The organism is Stenotrophomonas sp. P5_A9 (assembly GCF_056400525.1).
Genome location: NZ_JBFULC010000007.1, coordinates 76,443 through 95,341, shown reverse-complemented (window position 1 = coordinate 95,341; position 18,899 = coordinate 76,443). Strand labels below are relative to the sequence as shown.

At 68.1% G+C, this 18,899-nt stretch carries 13 protein-coding genes and 1 pseudogene; 7 read left to right on the top strand and 7 right to left on the bottom strand.

Annotation, left to right across the window (positions count from 1 at the left end):
* Both AC1DR7_RS03920 and rimI read left to right on the top strand, forming a co-directional pair.
* Positions 1-257, top strand: a pseudogene (locus AC1DR7_RS03920) (hypothetical protein); the annotation flags it as partial.
* Positions 254-751, top strand: coding sequence for a ribosomal protein S18-alanine N-acetyltransferase (gene rimI, locus AC1DR7_RS03915; RefSeq protein ID WP_256775349.1), 498 nt, complete (start codon positions 254-256; stop codon positions 749-751). The pseudogene AC1DR7_RS03920 and the gene rimI, both read left to right, overlap by 4 nt.
* Positions 752-937: 186 nt before the next feature.
* Here rimI and AC1DR7_RS03910 read toward each other — a convergent pair whose 3' ends face one another.
* From AC1DR7_RS03910 to AC1DR7_RS03890, 5 genes are all read right to left on the bottom strand, one after another.
* A complete protein-coding gene (locus AC1DR7_RS03910) occupies positions 938-1,762 on the bottom strand; it encodes an EamA family transporter (RefSeq protein ID WP_457319189.1) in 825 nt (274 codons plus the stop codon).
* A 334-nt stretch (positions 1,763-2,096) separates the two neighbouring features.
* Positions 2,097-4,865 (bottom strand): valine--tRNA ligase, encoded by a 2,769-nt coding sequence (locus AC1DR7_RS03905; RefSeq protein WP_457319188.1) that lies wholly within the window; start codon positions 4,863-4,865, stop codon positions 2,097-2,099.
* A gap of 42 nt (positions 4,866-4,907) precedes the next feature.
* Complete coding sequence (locus tag AC1DR7_RS03900; RefSeq protein ID WP_088432079.1) at positions 4,908-5,096, bottom strand: YqaE/Pmp3 family membrane protein; 189 nt, start codon at positions 5,094-5,096, stop codon at positions 4,908-4,910.
* A gap of 45 nt (positions 5,097-5,141) precedes the next feature.
* On the bottom strand, positions 5,142-5,567 hold the full coding sequence (locus tag AC1DR7_RS03895) for a DNA polymerase III subunit chi (RefSeq protein ID WP_259207039.1): 426 nt from the start codon (positions 5,565-5,567) through the stop codon (positions 5,142-5,144).
* Positions 5,568-5,652: 85 nt separating this feature from the next.
* Positions 5,653-7,131, bottom strand: a complete 1,479-nt coding sequence (locus tag AC1DR7_RS03890; protein WP_478051238.1) for a leucyl aminopeptidase — start codon at positions 7,129-7,131, stop codon at positions 5,653-5,655.
* 104 nt (positions 7,132-7,235) lie between these two features.
* Here AC1DR7_RS03890 and lptF point away from each other — a divergent pair, with 104 nt between their 5' ends.
* Entirely contained in the window at positions 7,236-8,315 is a 1,080-nt protein-coding gene (gene lptF, locus AC1DR7_RS03885) for an LPS export ABC transporter permease LptF (RefSeq protein ID WP_256775354.1), read from the top strand.
* Complete coding sequence (gene lptG / locus AC1DR7_RS03880; protein WP_457318238.1) at positions 8,312-9,418, top strand: LPS export ABC transporter permease LptG; 1,107 nt, start codon at positions 8,312-8,314, stop codon at positions 9,416-9,418. The genes lptF and lptG overlap by 4 nt, the downstream gene beginning before the upstream one ends.
* Positions 9,419-9,813: 395 nt before the next feature.
* On the opposite strand, the gene AC1DR7_RS03875 is transcribed toward lptG, so the two are convergent.
* Positions 9,814-10,287, bottom strand: a complete 474-nt coding sequence (locus AC1DR7_RS03875) for an RDD family protein (RefSeq protein ID WP_457318237.1) — start codon at positions 10,285-10,287, stop codon at positions 9,814-9,816.
* A gap of 70 nt (positions 10,288-10,357) precedes the next feature.
* On the opposite strand from AC1DR7_RS03875, the gene xerD reads away from it, so the two are divergent.
* A complete protein-coding gene (gene xerD / locus AC1DR7_RS03870; RefSeq protein WP_457318236.1) occupies positions 10,358-11,335 on the top strand; it encodes a site-specific tyrosine recombinase XerD in 978 nt (325 codons plus the stop codon).
* A gap of 111 nt (positions 11,336-11,446) precedes the next feature.
* Complete coding sequence (locus AC1DR7_RS03865) at positions 11,447-12,241, top strand: thioredoxin fold domain-containing protein (protein WP_256775358.1); 795 nt, start codon at positions 11,447-11,449, stop codon at positions 12,239-12,241.
* A 71-nt stretch (positions 12,242-12,312) separates the two neighbouring features.
* Here the strand turns inward: AC1DR7_RS03865 and AC1DR7_RS03860 are convergent, their stop codons facing one another.
* Positions 12,313-14,421 carry a glycosyl hydrolase family 18 protein gene (locus tag AC1DR7_RS03860; RefSeq protein WP_478052589.1) on the bottom strand — a complete coding sequence of 703 codons (2,109 nt, stop codon included), beginning with the start codon at positions 14,419-14,421 and terminating at the stop codon, positions 12,313-12,315.
* 290 nt (positions 14,422-14,711) lie between these two features.
* On the opposite strand from AC1DR7_RS03860, the gene purL reads away from it, so the two are divergent.
* A complete protein-coding gene (gene purL / locus AC1DR7_RS03855; RefSeq protein ID WP_457318234.1) occupies positions 14,712-18,647 on the top strand; it encodes a phosphoribosylformylglycinamidine synthase in 3,936 nt (1,311 codons plus the stop codon).
* Positions 18,648-18,899 lie beyond the last annotated feature (252 nt).

The window sequence follows — 18,899 nt, the reverse complement described above, 5'->3', positions numbered from 1 at the left end:
CCCCGACCCGGGTCGACGCGCCCGCACCGGTGGCCGGCCCGGTACGCGAGCGCGCGCCAGCCGGACGCCGTCCGGCAGTGCGCATGCCCGACCGGCTGCAGATCGCGCTGCTGAGGGCATCCGGCTGCAATCCGTCCGAACCGGAAACGCAGGCGTTGATGGCCGGCTGGAACCTGGAGGAACTGCGCGGCAATGCCGCTGCCAAGCGCGCGCTGTGGCCGCACTTGCGGGCCCTGCGCAAGCGGGGCCGTGCGTGAGCGCGGTCAGCTCACCCCGTCCGCTGTCCCTGCGCGCGCTGCGCGAGGCGGACATCGATGCGGTGATGCCGATCGAGCTGCGCGGCTATCCCTTCCCGTGGACCCGCGGCATCTTCGTGGACTGCCTGCGCGCCGGCTACCCGGCGCTGGCACTGGAAGACGACGGCGTGCTGGTCGGCTATGGCGTACTGAGCATCGCCGCCGACGAGGCGCACGTGCTCAACGTCTGCGTCGACACGCAGAATCAGTCGCGCGGCCTGGGGCGCTATCTGTTCCGCGCGCTGGTCAAGCTGGCCCGCGACCAGGGCGCGCAGCGCGTGTTCCTCGAAGTGCGACCCTCCAATACGCCGGCGGTGGCGCTGTACCACAGCGAAGGCTTCAACGAAATCGGCCGCCGCCCGCGCTATTACCCGGCCCGCGAAGGACGCGAGGACGCGCTGGTGATGGCGATGGAACTGGTGGACGACGATATCCAGACGATGCCGCCGCTGTAACGGTACGGACATCGGAGGCCGACACGAACCCGGTAGAGCCGAGCCATGCTCGGCTGCTCCACCATGACCCACTCGACCGGTTTGCCGCAGCTGCGCTGCGACAGCCGAGCATGGCTCGGCTCTACCATCATTGCCTTCCCTGGCTACCTCTGCGTCTGGCGCTGGGCCGTGGGTGCATCGTGTGCGTCAAGCGAGCCGCAACACCGCCGCACCCAGCACGATCAAGCCCGCCGCGATCCAGCGCTGCCGGGTGACCCGCTCATGCAGGATGAACGCCGAGATCAGGATGCCGAACAGGATCGAGGTTTCGCGCAGGGCGGAAATCATCGCCACCGGGGCGACCGTCATCGCCCATAGCGCCAGCGCGTAGGAGGTGAGGGTGCCGACGCCGCCGACCACCCCGTACTGCCAGTTGGCACGCGCATACGTGCGCAGCGCCGCGGCACGCGTGCACAGCGCCCAGACCGGCAACGGCAAGCCCGACAACAGGAACAGCCACAGCGTGTAGCTCAGCGCCGCACCGGAGTGACGCGTGCCCCAGGCATCCACCAGGGTGTAGGTGGCAATGACGCCGGCGTTGAGCAGTGGCAGCCACAGGTGCTGGCGTGAGATGCCACGCGTCATGCACAGGATGCCGGCGCAGATAAGCGCGATGCCGGCCCAGGCGATCCATGCCAGACGCTCGTCGATAAACAACGTGCCCACCAGCGCGACCAGGATCGGCGCGCAGCCTCGCATCAGCGGGTAGGACGCGCTCATGTCGGTCAGCTGGTAGGTGCGGGCGACCAGTACGTAGTAGATGACCTGCAACCCGGTGGACGCGGCCAGCCACGGCCAACTCTGCGCTGCGGGGGCGGGCAGGAACGGCAGGCCGATCGCAGCGAGGATCGCCGCCGAGCCGGTGACCAGGATCGTGGTCAGCAGCGTGTCGGCGCCGCGTTTGACGATGGCGTTCCAGCTGGCATGCAGCAGCGCGGCGAACAGCACGATGCAGAAAATGGAGAGCGACATCGTGTCGGCAGGCAGTCATTGCGTGGACGAACCCGCATGATGCCGCAGATGCGCGGTGGCGCCCAACATCGCCGCGGTAGAGCCACCCCACGGGTGGCTGCACGTAATCCGGGCAGAGCCACCCCACGGGTGGCTACACGTAACCCTGGTAGAGCCACCCCACGGGTGGCTGCACGTAACCCTGGTAGAGCCACCCCATGGGTGGCTGCACGCAACCCTGGTAGAGCCACCCCACGGGTGGCTGCACGTAACCCGCCACGGAGAGCAGCCACCCATGGGGTGGCTCTACCTCCAACCCACGCCGTGTTCCGGTATCCGGGTGGCTTCCCGGCGATTACAGCTTCGCGCGCTGTCCGCGCAGGCCGTCCAGCTGGGCGGTCCATTCGACCAGGCGCACGCGCTCCTGTTCGACCACCGCCGCCGGCACCTTGTCGGTGAACTTGGCCAGCTTGGTCTCGCTCTTTTCCTTCTCCGACTCCACCCGGGCGATTTCCTTGTCCAGGCGCGCGCGTTCGGCGCCCAGGTCGACCAAGCCCTCCAGTGGCACCAGCAAGGTCAGATCGCCCACGATCGCGGCTGCGGCCGGCGGGGTGTCACTGCCGTTGGCCAGCCACTCGATGCGCTCCAGCTTGAGCAGGAAGGACAGCGAGGAGGTGAAGCGGGTCATGCGCGCGCGGTCGTCGTCGTTGCCCCCCTGCAGCAGCAGGCTGACCTGCTTGGACGGCGGCACGTTCAATTCGCTGCGCACGCGGCGCAGCGCGTTGACCATCGACTTCACCCATTCCACGTCGGCCTCGGCGCGGGCGAAATCCCCGGCGAACTCCTCGGCGGTCGGGTACGGACGCAGCGAGAGGGTGTCCTCGGTGATGCCCAGGCGCGGGGCGACCTGGCGCCACAGCTGCTCGGTGACGAACGGGGTCAGCGGGTGCAGCAGGCGCAGCAGCGCTTCGAGCACGTACAGCAGGGTGTGGCGGGTGCTGTTGGCATCGTCGGCATCGGCACCGTTGAGCGCCGGCTTGGTCAGTTCCAGGAACCAGTCGCAGAACTCGTTCCAGGCAAACTCGTACAGGCACTGCGCGAGCAGGTCGAAGCGGTAGTTGGCGTAGTGCGTCTGCGCCTCGGTCGACACCGCCGCCAGCCGCGACAGAATCCAGCGCTCGGCATCGGTGCGCGGCTGCGGCACGCCGGTGAAGCTGCTGCCCTCGGTGTTCATCAGGGTGAAGCGGCTGGCGTTCCACAGCTTGTTGCAGAAGTTCTTGTAGCCCTCGGCGCGGCTCATGTCGAACTTGATGTCGCGGCCGTGGGTGGCCAGCGCGGCGATGGTGAAGCGCAGCGCATCGGCACCGTGGGCGATGATGCCCTCGGGGAATTCGCGGCGGGTGGCCTTCTCGATCTTCGGCGCGTCCTTGGGCTTCATCAGCCCGGTGGTGCGCTTGGCGATCAGGTCCTCGAGCGAGATGCCGTCGATGATGTCCAACGGATCGAGCACGTTGCCCTTGGACTTGGACATCTTCTGACCCTGCGCATCGCGGATCAGGCCGGTCATGTAGATGTCCTTGAACGGAATCTTCCCGGTGAAGCTGTCGGTGGCCATGATCATGCGGGCCACCCAGAAGAAGATGATGTCAAAGCCGGTGACCAGCACCGCCGAGGGCAGGTAGCGCTCGAAACCGCGCGCGTCCATCGCCTGCTCGTTCGGCCAGCCCAGGGTGGAGAACGGCCACAGCTGCGAGGAGAACCAGGTCTCCAGCACGTCGCTGTCCTGGTGCAGGGCGACATCGGCGGCAAGGTTGTTCTTCGCGCGTGCCTCGGCTTCGTCGCGACCGACGTAGCAGTTGCCCGCCTCGTCGAACCACGCCGGGATGCGATGGCCCCACCACAGCTGGCGGCTGATGCACCAGTCCTGGATGTTCTCCATCCAGTGGCGGTAGGTGTTGATCCAGTTGGCCGGCACGAACTGGATCGACCCGTTCTCCACCAGCTCCAGGCCGCGCTTGGCCAGCACGTCCATCTTCACGAACCACTGGTCGGTCAGGTACGGCTCGATCACCTGCTGGGTACGATCGCCCCGCGGCACCTGCAGCTTGTGCGCCTTGGTTTCGACCAGGATGCCGAAGTCTTCGAGCTCGGCCAGGATCACCTTGCGCGCTTCGTAACGGTCCAGCCCGCGATATTTTTCCGGGGCGTTGTCGTTGATCGCCGCCGTCGGGGTGAACAGGTTGATCATCGGCAGGTTGTGGCGCACGCCGACCTGGTAATCGTTGAAGTCGTGCGCCGGGGTGACCTTGACCACGCCGGTGCCGAACGCACGGTCGACATAGTCATCGGCGATCACCGGAATCTCGCGGTCGGTCAGCGGCAGCTTCACCATCTTGCCGATCAGGTGCGCATAGCGTTCGTCTTCGGGGTGCACCATGACCGCGGTGTCGCCCAGCATGGTTTCCGGACGCGTGGTGGCCACGGTCAGGGTGCCGCTGCCATCGGCCAGCGGGTAGCTGATCGACCACAGGAAACCGTCTTCTTCCACGCTTTCCACTTCCAGGTCGGAAATGGCCGTCTTCAGCACCGGGTCCCAGTTGACCAGGCGCTGCCCACGGTAGATCAGGCCCTGCTCGTGCCAGCGCACGAAGGCTTCGATCACCGCCTCGGACGGCTGCGGGTCCATGGTGAAGGTGCTGCGCGACCAGTCGCTGGAGGTGCCCAGGCGGCGCATCTGGCGCTCGATGGTGTCACCGGACTGCGCCTTCCATTCCCACACCTTCTCGATGAAACCCTCGCGGCCCAGCGAATCGCGGGTCTCGCCCTGGCCGGCCAGCGCCAGGTTGCGGCTGACCACCATCTCGGTGGCAATGCCGGCGTGGTCGGTTCCCACCTGCCACAACGTGTCGTAGCCGCGCATGCGGTGATAGCGCACCAGCGCGTCCATCAGGGTCTGCTGGAAGGCATGGCCCATGTGCAGCGTGCCGGTTACGTTCGGCGGCGGCAGCAGGATGGTGTACGGCTCGCCCTTGCCGGACGGCTTGAAATGGCCGGCCTTCTCCCACGAGTCGTACAACTCGGTTTCAAAGGATTTGGGGTCGTAGCTGGGGGCGAGTTGGGTCATGCGGGAACCAGGATCGAAGACGAAAGGTGGGGTGCCGGAAGTTCAGCGCCCGAGGGCGCGACGGATCTTCTGGTCGGTATGGAACTGCGAGACCGCGTAGGCGGCCCAGATCGCGGCGGGCAGCCAGCCGATCAGCGTGATCTGCAGGATCAGGCAGAGGATGCCTGCGATCGGGCGGCCGATGGTGAAGAAGGCGAACCAGGGGAAGATCAGGGCGATCAACAGGCGCATCAAGAGGCTCCGGGTGCGGCGGCGGCCCGAGGGGCGCCGCGCGGGTTACATGTCGTACTTGTTCAGGTCAAAGCCCAGCGCCTTGTACTGGCGCCAGCGCTCGCGCAACGGCTCGCGCGCTTCCGGGTCGGCCGGTACCACTTCCAGCACGCGGTCGCACTCGGCCAGGTAGGGGTCATCGCGCAGGTTGATCACCAGCGGGCGCGCCGGGGCTGGCGTGCCGGGCACGGCGATCAGCACCAGTGCCTCTTCCTCGTCCATGTCTTCGCCGGCGATCTGATGCGGGATGTAGGCGTCGTTGTCGAACGCCCACAGCAGCTCGTCCAGCTCCTCGGCCTGGGCCTGGTCGCGTGCCAGCACCAGGGTGAACAGCCCGGCGTCGTTGGCCTTGCGGGCCAGTTCGCAGACCAGGCGCAAGGGCTCGGTCAGAAAGCGGGGCTTGGCGATCAGGTAGAAATCAGCACGGGACATGGCAGGGCCTGGAGCGGAGGGAGAACCCGGCGCCAGGCCGGGCGGGATCGCGGCCACCGCCAGGCGGCCGCGATCGGGCAGGGCATCAGGCGCGGGCGACCTGGTCCAGCAGCCACTGGCTCAGCAGGCCGACCGGACGACCGGTGGCCATGCCGCGCTTGCCTTCGTCGCTGGCCACGCCGGCGATGTCCAGGTGGGCCCAGCGCTGGCCGTCGGTGAAGCGCGACAGGAAGCAGCCGGCGGTGATCGCACCGGCCCAGCGACCGCCAATGTTGTAGACGTCGGCGAAGCTGGAATCCAGCATCGGCTGGTATTCGTCCCACAGCGGCAGGCGCCAGGCGCGGTCGAACACGTGCTCGCCAGCGGCCAGCAGTTCGTTGGCCAGGTCGTCATGCTTGGTCATCAGGCCGGCGGTCTGGTGGCCCAGCGCGACCAGGCAGGCGCCGGTCAGGGTGGCCACGTCGACCAGCGCGGCCGGCTCGAAGCGCTGGGCGTAGGTGAGGGCGTCACACAGGATCAGGCGGCCTTCGGCGTCGGTATTGCCCACTTCGATGGTCTTGCCCGACATCGAGGTGATCACGTCCGACGGGCGGTAGGCGTTGCCGTCGATGGCGTTTTCCACCGCCGGCACCACCACCACCAGGTTCAGCGGCAGTTTGGCGGTGACCGCCGCGACGAAGGTGCCGATGACGTTGGCACCGCCGCACATGTCGTATTTCATCTCTTCGATGCCGCCCTGGGTCTTCAGGTTGACGCCACCGGTATCGAAGGTGATGCCCTTGCCGACCAGCACGTAGGGCTTGGCGTCGCCGCCGTTGCTCCACTTCAGCACCACCAGGCGCGGGCGGTTGGCCGAGCCACGGGCCACGGCCAGCAGCGAGCCCATGCCAAGCGCTTCCATCTGGTGCTCGTCCAGGATCTCCGCTTCGGCACCCTCGTGGGCCTGGGCGAACGTCACCGAGGACTCGGCCAGGTAGGCCGGGGTGCAGAAGTTCGGCGGCAGGTTGCCCAGCTCGCGGGCGTACTGCACGCCGGCGGCGATGGCCTGGCCCTGCGCCAGCGCCTGGGTGTCGGTGCCGGCGATGGCCAGCTGGGTCAGGCCCGGCGCTTCGACCTTCTTCTTGCCCAGCGTGGCGCTGTAGCGGTATGCCGCGTGGTCGGCGGTGATGATGGCCTGGCGGATGTTCCAGGCGGCATCGCGGCCCTTGACCTCGATCTCGGTCAGGGTCAGCAGCGCGTGGTGGTTGACCCCGCTCTTGAGCGCGCGGCTGGCATCGCCCACCGCCTTGAGGTACTGCGGGACGCCGAACTTGGCCGGCTCGCCGAGCCCGACCACCAGCACGCGCGGCGCGTTGACGCCGGGCAGGTCGTGCAGCAGGGTGGTGGCGCCGGTCTTGCCGCCGACATCGCCGCGGGCCACCAGGGCCGACAGGCGACCACCGGAGGCGGTGTCCAGGGCCTGTGCCGCCGGGCTCAGGGTCTGGTCGGCATAGGCGCCGACGATGACGCAATCGAACGCGGCCGAGGCCGGCGTTGCGTGGTTCAGGGTGAATTCCAGGGCCATTGATCAGATTCCGTTGGCAAATCCGTACAATCGCGAGCTGTTTACGTCCCGTCGGTAGACTGGGCAGCATCGCGAACGAATCCGAGAGTTTAAACCACCGCCCCATGTCGAAGCTCGATCGCTATCTCCTGCGTGATTTCGTCCAGAGTTTCCTGGCCACCCTCATCGTTCTGCTGGTGGTGAGTGTCGGCGGTGTCCTGGTGGACATCCTCGGCAACATCGCCGACGGCCGCCTGCCCGCCCGCCTGCTGTTCTCCCAGCTGGGCCTGCAGTTCATCGTCTACATGCCGCTGATCCTGCCGCTGGCGCTGATGCTGGGGCTGATGCTGGCCACCGCACGGCTCTACCGCGACTCGGAAATGGCGGTGCTGACCGCGATCGGGGTGGGCCCGAAGCGGCTGCTGCGCCCGGTGCTGATGCTGGTGCTGCCGGTGGTGGGGCTGATCGCCCTGTGTTCGCTGTGGCTGGGGCCGTGGGCCGACCGCACCGGCGAGACCATGATCGAGGAGGCCAACCGCAGTGTGGTGATGGCCGGCCTGGAGTCGGGCAAATTCACTACCCTGCCCAATGGCGGGGTGGTCTACCTGTCCTCGGTATCGCCCGATGGCACCCAGCTGGGCAAGGTGTTCATGCAGCGGCAGAAGGAAGACCGCATCGAGGTGGTGTCGGCCGATCGCGGCCGGATGTTCTTCGAGGGCGCCCGCCAGCGCTACCTGGAGCTGGAAGACGGCCACCAGGTCGAAGGCCCGGCCAACGGCGCCCTGGACTACAAGCTGATGACCTTCGCGCGCAACGATGTGGCCATGCCCGACGGCGCCGACACCCGCGACAAGGACGACCCGGAGCTGCTGCCGACCGGGCAGCTGTTCGGCGATGCGCGCCCGGCCGCGCAGGCGCAGCTGCATTCGCGCATCACCCCGCCGCTGATCGCGCTGGCCTTTGCGTTGATGACGCTGCCGCTGGCGCGCAGTTCGCCGCGCCAGCAGCGCTACGGGCGGATGATGCTGGCGTTCCTGGCCTACATGGTGGGCATGAACCTGATGTTCATCGGCACGCGCTGGATCGCCGATGGAAAATTGTCCGGCAGTGTCGGCTTGTGGTGGCTGAGCCTGCCGCTGCTGGCGCTGGCGATCTGGATGTACCTGCGTGATGGCAAGCTGTCGCGCCCGCGGAGGACCGCATGAAGCTTCACCCGATGCGGTTTGATCTCTATCTCGGCCGGGCGGTCTTCAGCACCGTGCTGCTGACCTGGGCAGTGCTGGTGGGCCTGGACGTGGTGATGGCGTTCTCCGGCGAGTTCAAGGACGTCGGCAAGGGCAGCTATACGCTGGGCCATGCGGCGGCGTGGGTGTTGTATACGGTGCCGCGCCGGGCCTACACGTTCTTCCCGACGGCGGCGGTGATCGGCTCGCTGATGGGCCTGGGCCAGCTGGCGGCGACCTCGGAGCTGACCGCGCTGCGTGCGCTTGGCCTGTCGCGCAAACGCCTGAGTGCGTCGGTGGCGATCGCGCTGTCGTTGCTGACGGCGGTGATGGTGTTCAGCGGCGAGACGCTGGCGCCGTGGGCGCAGAGCCGGGCCGACGACATCAAGATGAGCGCCAAGTGGGGCAACAGCATGGCCGTGGCGCGGTATTCGGGCGTGTGGGCGCGCGAGGGCGATACGTTCCTCAATGCCGGCGCGGGCGATGAGCAGTTGCTGCCCGGCGGTGGCACCAAGCTGGTGCTGCGCGATGTACGGCTGTACAAGATTGGTGACGACGGGCGGTTGGCTTCGTTGACCTATGCCGGCTCGGCCGAGCATGACAAGGACGGCTGGGTGCTGAAGAAAGTGCGCCGGGATACGTTCGGCGAGCGCTCGGCGACGCGTGAGACGGTGGAATCCGAACCGTGGAATTCGCGCCTGGATGCGGCGGCGCTGGCCAGCGGTATTTCCAAGCCGCGCAACCTGACGGCGATGGATCTGCGCACGAGCATCGAGTACCGCAAGCGCAACGGGCTGGATTCGCGCGATTACGAAGACATCTACTGGAGCCGGTGGTTCTATCCGGTGAACGTGCTGGCGTTGTGCCTGGCAGCGGTGCCGTTCGCGTTCGGGTCGCTGCGCAGTGGCGGCATGGGCAAGCGGCTGTTCCTGGGCATCCTGTTCGCGCTGGGCTTCTGGTTGCTGCAGTTGTTCTTCGGCCGCATGGCCGGTGCGCTGAAGTTCGACTACCGCATCGCCTACGCGCTGCCGCCGATCGTGATGCTGGCCGTGTCGGGGATGCTGTTCCGGCGCAAGTCGGGGTAATTCAGCCGCTGGGGTCCTGCGTGTTGCTCATGGTGGAAGGCGGATGGCGGAGGGGAGGCGTCTCTCCCGGCTATCGCGGGAGAGGGCCAGGCAGCCCCATCCACGACACGCCGTAAACCCCTCCCTGGGGGCTCGTTCACGGCATCCATGCCGTGCACGGTCCTGGAGGGGGCTGCCTGACCCTCTCTGCACGGTTTGTCGTGTGCGAGGAGGGAGAGCGTCGCCCCAGCGCGCCGTATACGCCCCCGACCAGCACCAGGCCTGCCGGCACGGAACAACGCGATCGCAGAACGGCCGGGTAGAGCCACGCCATGCGTGGCTGCCCCTCGCGCGGCAATCAAATGCCAATGGCCCCCATGCCGACCCAACAGTCAGCCTCCACGCGTTGCGTGGTTTCACCGCTTCGGCAGGCGTCGCACCCGAGTGCCGCTGGCACGGTCGTGCCAGCTCAGGCGTTGGCGGTCGATCAACGTCCACCACAAACCCAGGCCGCCGAGCAGCAGCGACACGGTGCCGACGCTGTAACGCAGCCACAACTGGCGGCGGGTGGGGGGCGTTCCAGCGGGCGTGGTCACCTGCAGCCGCCATGGGCGCATGCCCAGGGTCTGGCCACCGCGACGCCAGCTCAACGTGGCGTACAGGCCGGTGACGATCCAGCAGCACAGCCAGAGCAGCCATTGCAGGGCGCTGAAGGCCGGTATGTTCTCGCGCTCGGCGTGGCCGGACAGGGTGTAGGCCACGGTGAACACGGTGCCGACCAGCATCCACAGCGCGAGCGCGGGAAACAGGTCGTAGAGCAGGGCCAGCAGGCGCCACAGCAGCAGCGTGGCGGGGCGGTCGGCGGTTGCGCTGGGGACGGTGGTGGCCATGGGCCGAGCATACCTGCGCGCTGGCGTCGGTTCGATGGCTGCGATGCGCCCGGCTCCGTATGCTGGTGACATGTCCGATGCCACTACCCCCGCGCTGCGCCGTCAGTTGGTCCAGCAGCTGCCGCCCTTGCGCGACGACGACAACCTGCTGATCCAGCGCTTCCTCGATGCGATCTGGGCCGAGCAGGGGTTGGCGCGCGCCAGTCTGGACAGCTACCGGCGCGACCTGGAAGGGCTGGCGCGTTGGCGTGACGGGGCCGGCGGCGGGCTGGCCGCGATCGATCGGGCCGGCTTGTTCGATTACCTGGCCTGGCGCGCGCGGCATGGCTGGTCGCCACGCAGCAACGCGCGGCTGCTGTCTGCCTTGCGCGCGTTCTTCGCCGATGCGCTGCGGCGCGGTCAGCGCAGCGAGGACCCCAGCGCGCTGCTGGACCCGCCGCGGTTGCCGCGGCTGCTGCCCAAGGCGCTGGCCGAAAGCCAGATCGACGCGCTGCTGGATGCGCCGGATATCGCCTCCCCGCTGGGCCTGCGCGACCGGGCGATGCTGGAGCTGATGTACGCCGCCGGGCTGCGCGTGAGCGAGCTGGTGGAACTGCCGGCCAACGCGGTCAACCTGCGCCAGGGCGTGCTGCGGGTGACCGGCAAGGGCAGCAAGGAGCGCCTGGTGCCGCTGGGCGAGGAATCCCAGCACTGGCTGGAGCGCTACCTGGCCGAATCGCGCCCGCAGCTGGCCGGCAAGCGCACGGTGCCAGGCGGTGCGGACGGGTCGGTGCCGATGTTCGTGGCCCCCTCGCTGCAGCCGCTCAGCCGCCAGCAGTTCTGGGCACTGGTGAAGAAGTACGCGGTGCTGGCCGGGATCGATCCGGTCCGGATCAGCCCGCACGGGCTGCGCCATAGCTTTGCCACCCACCTGCTCAACCGGGGCGCGGACCTGCGCGCGCTGCAGATGCTGCTGGGCCACAGTTCGCTGTCCACCACCCAGATCTACACCCTGGTGGCGCGCGAACACCTGCAGAAACTGCACGCCAGGCACCATCCGCGCGGCTGAGGTAGTGGCGGCGCGGCAGCTGACGCCGGTCACTGTTCCACTGCGGTCCAGCTGCGGGTGTGGGCGGCTGTGCGAGAATCAGCGCCATCTTCTTTGTCCCCGGATCGCTCGATGCTCCGTGTTGCCATTGCCGCGCTCCTCGGCGCGCTCAGCCTGACTGCCTGCGCGCAGCAGCCCTCCGCTCCGGCCGCCAGCAAGGGCGCGTCGGCCCCGGCCAGTGCGGCGGCCCCGGCCGACGGCAACGCCGACCAGCGCGTGCGCAAGGCGCTGCAGCAGCTGGACCCCAAGTTCACCCCGGACTACATCGGCGCGGCGCCGTTCCCGGGCTTCCGCGAGGTGCTGGTGGGCGGGCAGGTGCTGTATGTGACCGATGACGGCCGCTACCTGATGCAGTCCCAGCCGTACGACATCCAGAACAAGGCGCCGGTCAGCAGCGCCGGCCTGCTCAGCTACCGCCAGAAGCTGCTGGCGAAGGTGCCGCAGAGCGAGCGCATCGTGTTCGCCGCGCCCAACGCCAAGTACACCATCAGTGTGTTCACCGATATCGAGTGCGGCTACTGCCGCAAGCTGCACCAGGACATCGCCGAGCTCAACCGCAACGGCATCAGCGTGGAATACCTCGCCTTCCCGCGCATGGGCCTGGGCAGCCAGGACTACACCGACATGATCTCGGTGTGGTGCGCGGCCGATCGCAAGCAGGCGCTGACCGCGGCCAAGACCGGCAAGCCGGTCACACCGAAGAACTGCACCAATCCGGTGGCCATGCAGTACACGTTGGGCCAGCAGATGGGCGTCAACGGCACCCCGGCGATCTTTGCGCCCGATGGCACCCAGCTCGGCGGCTACGTGCCGCCGGCACAGCTGAAGGCCGCGCTGGAGCGGATCACCGCCGGCGGCAGCCGCTGAAACAAACAACGCCCCGGCATCGCCGGGGCGTTGTTGTAAGGGGGCATGCCCGACCGTGGGTCGGTTCCCCGTCAGTTCAACCCGTCGCGGATCGCCTTGGTCAACGTGCCCTGGGCGTCATCCCCGCTGAACTCCCAGAAGAACGCGCCGCCCAGTCCCTGGGTTTTCACGTAGCCCATCTTCTCGGTGACCATCGCCGGGGTGTCGAAGCTCCAGAACGTGGTGCCGTTGGAGATCCACGTGGCCTTGGCGACGCTGTCGGTGTAGCCCGGCCAGGCCAGGTTCTTGAGCACCTTCCAGTCTTCGATGCCGGCCTCATACGTGCCCGGCGCGGCGCCGCTGGCGCTCTTGTACAGGCCGTTGTTGCCGCTGGCCACGCCGGTCCAGCCGCGCCCGTAGTAGCCGATGCCCAGGTTCAACTTGGACGCCGGCACGCCGCGGCTGAGGAAGGCCTCCATCGCATCGTTGCTGTTGTAGAGCTTCTGGTCGCCGGTGGACGGATCGGCCGGTGAGTCGAACAGCGCCGAGTGATGGTTGGTCTGCGGATCCCACGCACCGTGGAAGTCGTAGGTCATCACGTTGATGAAGTCCAGGTACGGGTGGTACGCGGCCGGGTCGGTCACGCGCACCTTGTCGATGCCCGCACCCACCGCCACCGTCAGCAACAGCCCCGGGCGCACCGCATCGAGCTGGCGGCGGAACTCGCCCAGCAGCGCGGTGTAGTTGGCGTTGTCGGCCGGGGTGCCGCAACTCAGCCCGCAGGCCACCGGATACTCCCAGTCGATGTCGATGCCATCGAACACACCGGCCGCCGCGCCCACGCCACCGGCGCCGTCGGTGACCGGCAGGTTGCCCTTGATGTAGGCATCGATGCACGAGGCGACGAAGGCCTGGCGGTTGGCGGGCTGCGCCGCGCTGGAGAACCCGCGCGACCAGGTCCAGCCGCCCAGCGAGATCAGCACCTTTACGTTCGGGTGCTTGGCCTTGAGCTGCTTGAGCTGGTTCCAGTTGCCGCGAAGCGGCTGGTCCCAGGTATCGGCGCCACCGCTCACGCTCTCGCCGGCACCAAAGGCCTTGGTGTAATCGGCGAAGGCATCGCCGCCCACCCCGGTGTTCGGGTCCGAGGCCTGGGTCACGCCGACTTCGCAGCGATTGTTGCGCACGTTGCCGAAGGCGTAGTTGATGTGGGTCAGGCGCGCGGCCGAGCCGCTGGTGTCGATGTTCTTGACCCGGTAATTGCGCCCGTAGATGCCCCACTGGGTGAAGTACCCGATCACCCGCTTGCTGCCGCCGCCGCCGCCGGCCGCGGTAGTCACACTGATCGAGCCGCTTTGCGCCGAGGCGTTGCCGGCGTTGTCGCGTGCGCGCACGGTGTAGGCGTAGGCGGTGCTGGCGGTGAGTCCGCCGTCGGTGTACTGGGTGGCGCTGGGCGAGCCGACCAGGCTGCCGTTGCGGTACACGTCGTAGCCGGCCACGCCGCTGCCGCCGCTGTTGTCGGTGGCCGCGCTCCAGGCCAGGTTGACCGTGGTGGCGGTTTTGGAGGGCGAGGCCAGGCCACCGGGCACGCTCGGCGGGGTGGTGTCGTTGCTGGCGGCAGTGACGGTCACGCTGACCGTGGTGGAGGAAGTCACCGCATTGTTGTTGTCGGTGGCCACCGCCTTGAAGGTGTGGCTGCCGGCGCTCGCGTTGGCCCAGGTCACGCTGTACGGCGCGCTGGTGTCGATGCCCAGCGAGGTGCCGCCGCGGAAGAACTCGACCTTGCTGACGCTGCCGTCGGTGTCACTGGCGTTGGCACTGACGGTGATGCTGCTGCCGGCGGTGAAGCTGGCGCCCGCGGCGGGCGAGGTCAGGCTGACGCTGGGCGGCTGGTTGCTGCCACTGCCATCGCAGGCGCCCAGGTTGGTGTAGTAGGGCGCGCCAGCGGGGTGGTCGGGCGGGGCGTTCCAGATGTCCTGGTTGGCCCGGTACAGCACGCCGCCCTTCTGCAGGGTGGTGCCGGACAGGTAGATCACCGCCGGGTTCCATTCCGGGGCCCCGGTACAGTTCGCGGCCAGCGCCAGGGTGGGGGTGGTGGTCGCGGCGGCTGCAGCCAGGGCCAGGGCCAGCAGCCAGCGTTTGCGGCGGCCTGCCGCAAGGGAGGATATCGATGTCACCGCACTGCGCATCATCGGGTCAGGCATGGTCTTACTCCGATCTAGTGATGGGCGCGGGCCGCCGGGTGGGGCGGCCCGCGTGCAGCAGGTCCGGGCGCCGGGGAGAGGCCGGCAACAGCAGTGGGGGCGGACGAGGACCTGGCCGCAAAGCAGGCCAGCCAGGTGGTGATAACGTTGTCATGCATTCCGCCAGCAATCCGTGAACCAGCGCATGGTTCGGCCGTGAAGGCCTACGGGCGGCGGTCAGCGGTCGGGGCGGCCGCGGCGGTGGACTTGGGTACAATAGTGGGCCCGTTTCCAACCACGGTTCCCCGGACATGATGGTCCTCGAGGGCGCATCCGCCCTTTCGCCGTTCCGCCGCGAACGTCTTGAATCCCGCCTGCAGTCCCTGGCCACCGATCTGCGCATCACCGGTGCCTGGCATGTCTACTTCATCCAGACCGAGGGCGATGCGGCCCCGGACCCGGTGATCCTGAGCCGGATCCTGGAGGCCCAGCCGGACCTGGCGGGGCGTGAAGACGGCGCGGTATCGCGCTTCGTGGTGCCGCGCCTGGGCACGCTGTCGCCGTGGTCGAGCAAGGCCACCGAACTGGTGCGTGGTGCCGGGCAGCCGATCCGACGGGTCGAACGTGGCCTGCGCATCGACCTGGCCGGCTGGCCGGCCGATGCCGCCGCGCAGGAAGCGGTGATCCGCGCCCTGCACGACCCGATGACCCAGTCCGTACTGGCCCAGGCCGAACAGGCGCAGGCGCTGTTCAGCGCGCCGGCCCGTGGCGAACTGGAGCGGATCGCGCTGGAGGACCTGGAAGCGGCCAACCGCCGCCTCGGCCTGGCCATGGCCCAGGATGAGATCGACTACCTGCGCCAGCGCTTCGGCGAGCTGGGCCGCACGCCGTCGGACGTCGAACTGATGATGTTCGCGCAGGCCAATTCCGAGCACTGCCGGCACAAGATCTTCAATGCCAGCTGGACCATCGACGGCGCCGACCAGTCGCATTCGCTGTTCCGGATGATCAAGAACACCCACCAGCAGACCCCGCAGCACACGTTGAGCGCCTACAGCGACAACGCCGCGGTGGTCGCCGGTTTCCCGGCAGCGCGCTACCGTCCGGACCCGGCCAGCGGCGAGTACCGCAGCGAAGCGGTGGTCGATTCGGCGTTCTGCATCAAGGTCGAAACGCACAACCACCCGACCGCGATCGCCCCGTTCCCGGGTGCGGCCACCGGTGCGGGCGGTGAGATCCGCGACGAAGGCGCGACCGGCCGCGGCGGCAAGCCCAAGGCCGGCCTGACCGGCTTCTCGGTCTCGCACCTGCGCATCCCGACGCTGCCGCAGCCGTGGGAAGCGCCGCGCGCGCTCAACCCGCGCATGGCCCCGGCGCTGGACATCATGCTGGACGGCCCGCTCGGCGGCGCCGCGTTCAACAATGAATTCGGCCGCCCGAACCTGCTCGGCTATTTCCGCAGCTTCGAGCTGCCCGAAGGGCAGGGCCTGACCCGCGCCTACGACAAGCCGATCATGCTCGCCGGTGGGCTCGGTGCGATCGACCAGAACCAGGTCGAGAAGCTGCGCCTGCAGCCGGGCGATGCCGTGATCGTGCTCGGTGGCCCGGCGATGCTGATCGGCCTCGGCGGCGGTGCCGCCAGCTCGGTGGCGTCGGGTGAGAGCGCCGAAGACCTCGATTTTGCCAGCGTGCAGCGCGACAACCCGGAAATGGAGCGTCGCTGCCAGGAAGTGATCGACCGCTGCGTCGCGCTCGGCCTGGACAACCCGATCCGCTGGTTCCATGACGTCGGTGCCGGCGGCCTGTCCAACGCGATCCCGGAACTGCTGCACGACTCCGGCGTGGGCGGCGTGATCGACCTGGGCAAGGTGCCCACCGACGATCCGTCGCTGTCGCCGATGCAGCTGTGGTGCAACGAATCGCAGGAGCGCTACGTGCTCGGCGTACCGCAGGCGCGCCTGGCCGAATTTGCCGCGCTGTGCGCGCGCGAGCGCTGCCCGTTCGCCGCGGTTGGCGTGGCCACCGCCGAAGAACGCCTGGTCGTGGCCTACGGTGCGACCGTGGGCAATACGCCGGCCGATGCGCCGATCGACCTGCCGATGGACGTGCTGTTCGGCAAGGCACCAAAGATGCACCGCGATGCCACGCACCCGCCGGCACCGCGCTGGCCGGCGCTGAAGACGGCCGGGCTGGACCTGCATGAAGCTGGCCTGCGCGTCCTCGCGCACCCGTCGGTGGCGTCCAAGAATTTCCTGGTCACCATCGGCGACCGCAGCGTTGGCGGGCTGACCGCGCGCGAACAGATGATCGGCCCGTGGCAGCTGCCGTTGGCCGATGTGGCCATCACCCTGGCCGGTTTCGATACCGTCGCCGGTGAGGCGATGGCGATCGGCGAGCGCACTCCGTTGGCCCTGCTCAATGCGGCCGCATCGGCGCGCATGGCGGTGGGCGAAGCGATCACCAACCTGTGCGCCGCCCCGGTGGACGCGCTGGACACGGTGAAGCTGTCGGCCAACTGGATGGCGGCGGCCGGCCACGAGGGCGAAGACGCGCTGCTGTACGACGCAGTGCGCGCGGTGGGCATGGAACTGTGCCCGCAGCTGGACCTGAGCATTCCGGTCGGCAAGGATTCGCTGTCGATGCAGGCCCAGTGGCAGGCCGATGGCCAGGCGCACAAGTCGGTGTCGCCGGTGTCGCTGGTGATCACCGCCTTTGCGCCGGTCGCCGACGCCAGCGCACAGCTGACCCCGCTGCTCGACCGCGACACCGACAGCGAGTTGTGGCTGATCGGCCTAGGCGCCGGCAAGCAGCGCCTGGGCGGTTCGATCCTGGCCCAGGTGCATGCCGACCACAGCGCCCTGCCGGCCTTCGCCGGGGCGGCGCCGGACCTGGACGATGCACAGCGCCTGCGTGCGTTCTTCGAACTGATCCGCGATGCGCGCCAGTCCGGCCTGCTGCTGGCCTACCACGACCGCAGCGATGGCGGCGCGTTTGCCGCGCTGTGCGAAATGGCCTTCGCCTCGCGCCTGGGCCTGGACATCACCCTGGATGCCTGGGGCGATGATCCGTTCCGCAGCCTGTTCAATGAAGAACTGGGGGCGGTGGTGCAGATCGCCCGGGAAGACCGCGCGGCCTTTGCCGACCTGGTCGAGCGGCATGCGCTGACCGAATGCGCCCAGCGCATCGCGCGCCCGACCACCGCCCCGGTGGTGCGGGTGTCGCTGCAGGGCGAGAGCCTGGTGGAGTGGCGCTGGGAAGCGCTGTTCGATGCCTGGTGGTCGGTCACCCACGCCATGCAGAAGCTGCGCGACAACCCGGACAGCGCCGACCAGGAGCGTGCGATCGCGCGCAACTTCAACGCGCCGGGCCTGAAGCCGAAACTCAGCTTCGACATCAATGAAGATGTGGCAGCGCCGTACATGGATGTGCCCGTGTCGCGGGCGCAGGATGCGCAGGGGCGACCGCCCTTCATCAACACCGGCGCGCGTCCGCGCGTGGCGGTGCTGCGCGAGCAGGGCGTCAACGGCCAGATCGAGATGGCCAACATCTTCGAGCGTGCCGGTTTCAGCGCGTATGACGTGCACATGAGCGACCTGATCGAAGGCCGCGTCGCGTTGTCCGACTTCACCGGCCTGGTTGCCTGTGGCGGCTTCAGTTACGGCGACGTGCTCGGCGCCGGTCGTGGCTGGGCCACCTCGGTACTGGAGCGCAGCGCGCTGCGCGATGCCTTCGCCGGCTTCTTCGCACGCCAGGACAGCTTCGCGCTGGGCGTATGCAACGGCTGCCAGATGATGAGCCAACTCAAGGACATCATCCCCGGTGCCGAGCACTGGCCGCAGTTCCGCCGCAACCGCAGCGAGCAGTTCGAAGCCCGTACCGCACTGCTGGAAGTGGTGGAATCGCCGTCGATCCTGCTGCGTGGCATGGCCGGCTCGCGCCTGCCCGTGGCCGTGGCCCACGGTGAAGGCCAGGCGGTATTCGCCACGGCCGTGGACCAGGCCGCGGCGCGCGTTGCATTGCGCTACGTGGATGGCGATGGCAACGTGGCCACCCAGTACCCGCTCAATCCGAACGGTTCGCCGGACGGCATCACCGGCCTGACCAACACCGACGGTCGGGTCACCATCATGATGCCGCATCCCGAACGCACCCCGCGCGCACTCAACCTGAGCTGGCGTCCAAGCGAATGGCAGGGCGATTCCCCATGGCTGCGCATGTTCCGGAACGCACGCGTATGGTGCGGCTGATACTGCGCACGCGCCCGTTGTCGATGCGGTGAAAACCGCGTGAAGAAACCGCCGGCACTCCCGGCGGTTTCTTTTTGTGCGCAGCGGAAAATGATCCCCAGCAATGAGTTACAGCGTGTTTCAGTGTGAAACCGCGTTATGACCATTACTCACATGAAACTAACGAAATAAGGGTGTTTTGCGCCGTTTTTGTGACGGATTTGGCGGTCATGAGTTTTTGAGAGTCAAAGTGTTGACGTTCTTGCCACGGTG

Bases quoted from the DNA above. Each gene is read 5' to 3' on its own strand.
- AC1DR7_RS03910 (WP_457319189.1), bottom strand. From the start codon at position 1,762: ATGTCGCTCTCCATTTTCTGCATCGTGCTGTTCGCCGCGCTGCTGCAT.
- AC1DR7_RS03905 (WP_457319188.1), bottom strand. From the start codon at position 4,865: ATGACCCAACTCGCCCCCAGCTACGACCCCAAATCCTTTGAAACCGAG.
- AC1DR7_RS03900 (WP_088432079.1), bottom strand. From the start codon at position 5,096: ATGCGCCTGTTGATCGCCCTGATCTTCCCCTGGTTCGCCTTCTTCACC.
- AC1DR7_RS03895 (WP_259207039.1), bottom strand. From the start codon at position 5,567: ATGTCCCGTGCTGATTTCTACCTGATCGCCAAGCCCCGCTTTCTGACC.
- AC1DR7_RS03890 (WP_478051238.1), bottom strand. From the start codon at position 7,131: ATGGCCCTGGAATTCACCCTGAACCACGCAACGCCGGCCTCGGCCGCG.
- lptF (WP_256775354.1), top strand. From the start codon at position 7,236: ATGTCGAAGCTCGATCGCTATCTCCTGCGTGATTTCGTCCAGAGTTTC.
- lptG (WP_457318238.1), top strand. From the start codon at position 8,312: ATGAAGCTTCACCCGATGCGGTTTGATCTCTATCTCGGCCGGGCGGTC.
- AC1DR7_RS03875 (WP_457318237.1), bottom strand. From the start codon at position 10,287: ATGGCCACCACCGTCCCCAGCGCAACCGCCGACCGCCCCGCCACGCTG.
- xerD (WP_457318236.1), top strand. From the start codon at position 10,358: ATGTCCGATGCCACTACCCCCGCGCTGCGCCGTCAGTTGGTCCAGCAG.
- AC1DR7_RS03865 (WP_256775358.1), top strand. From the start codon at position 11,447: ATGCTCCGTGTTGCCATTGCCGCGCTCCTCGGCGCGCTCAGCCTGACT.
- AC1DR7_RS03860 (WP_478052589.1), bottom strand. From the start codon at position 14,421: ATGCCTGACCCGATGATGCGCAGTGCGGTGACATCGATATCCTCCCTT.
- purL (WP_457318234.1), top strand. From the start codon at position 14,712: ATGATGGTCCTCGAGGGCGCATCCGCCCTTTCGCCGTTCCGCCGCGAA.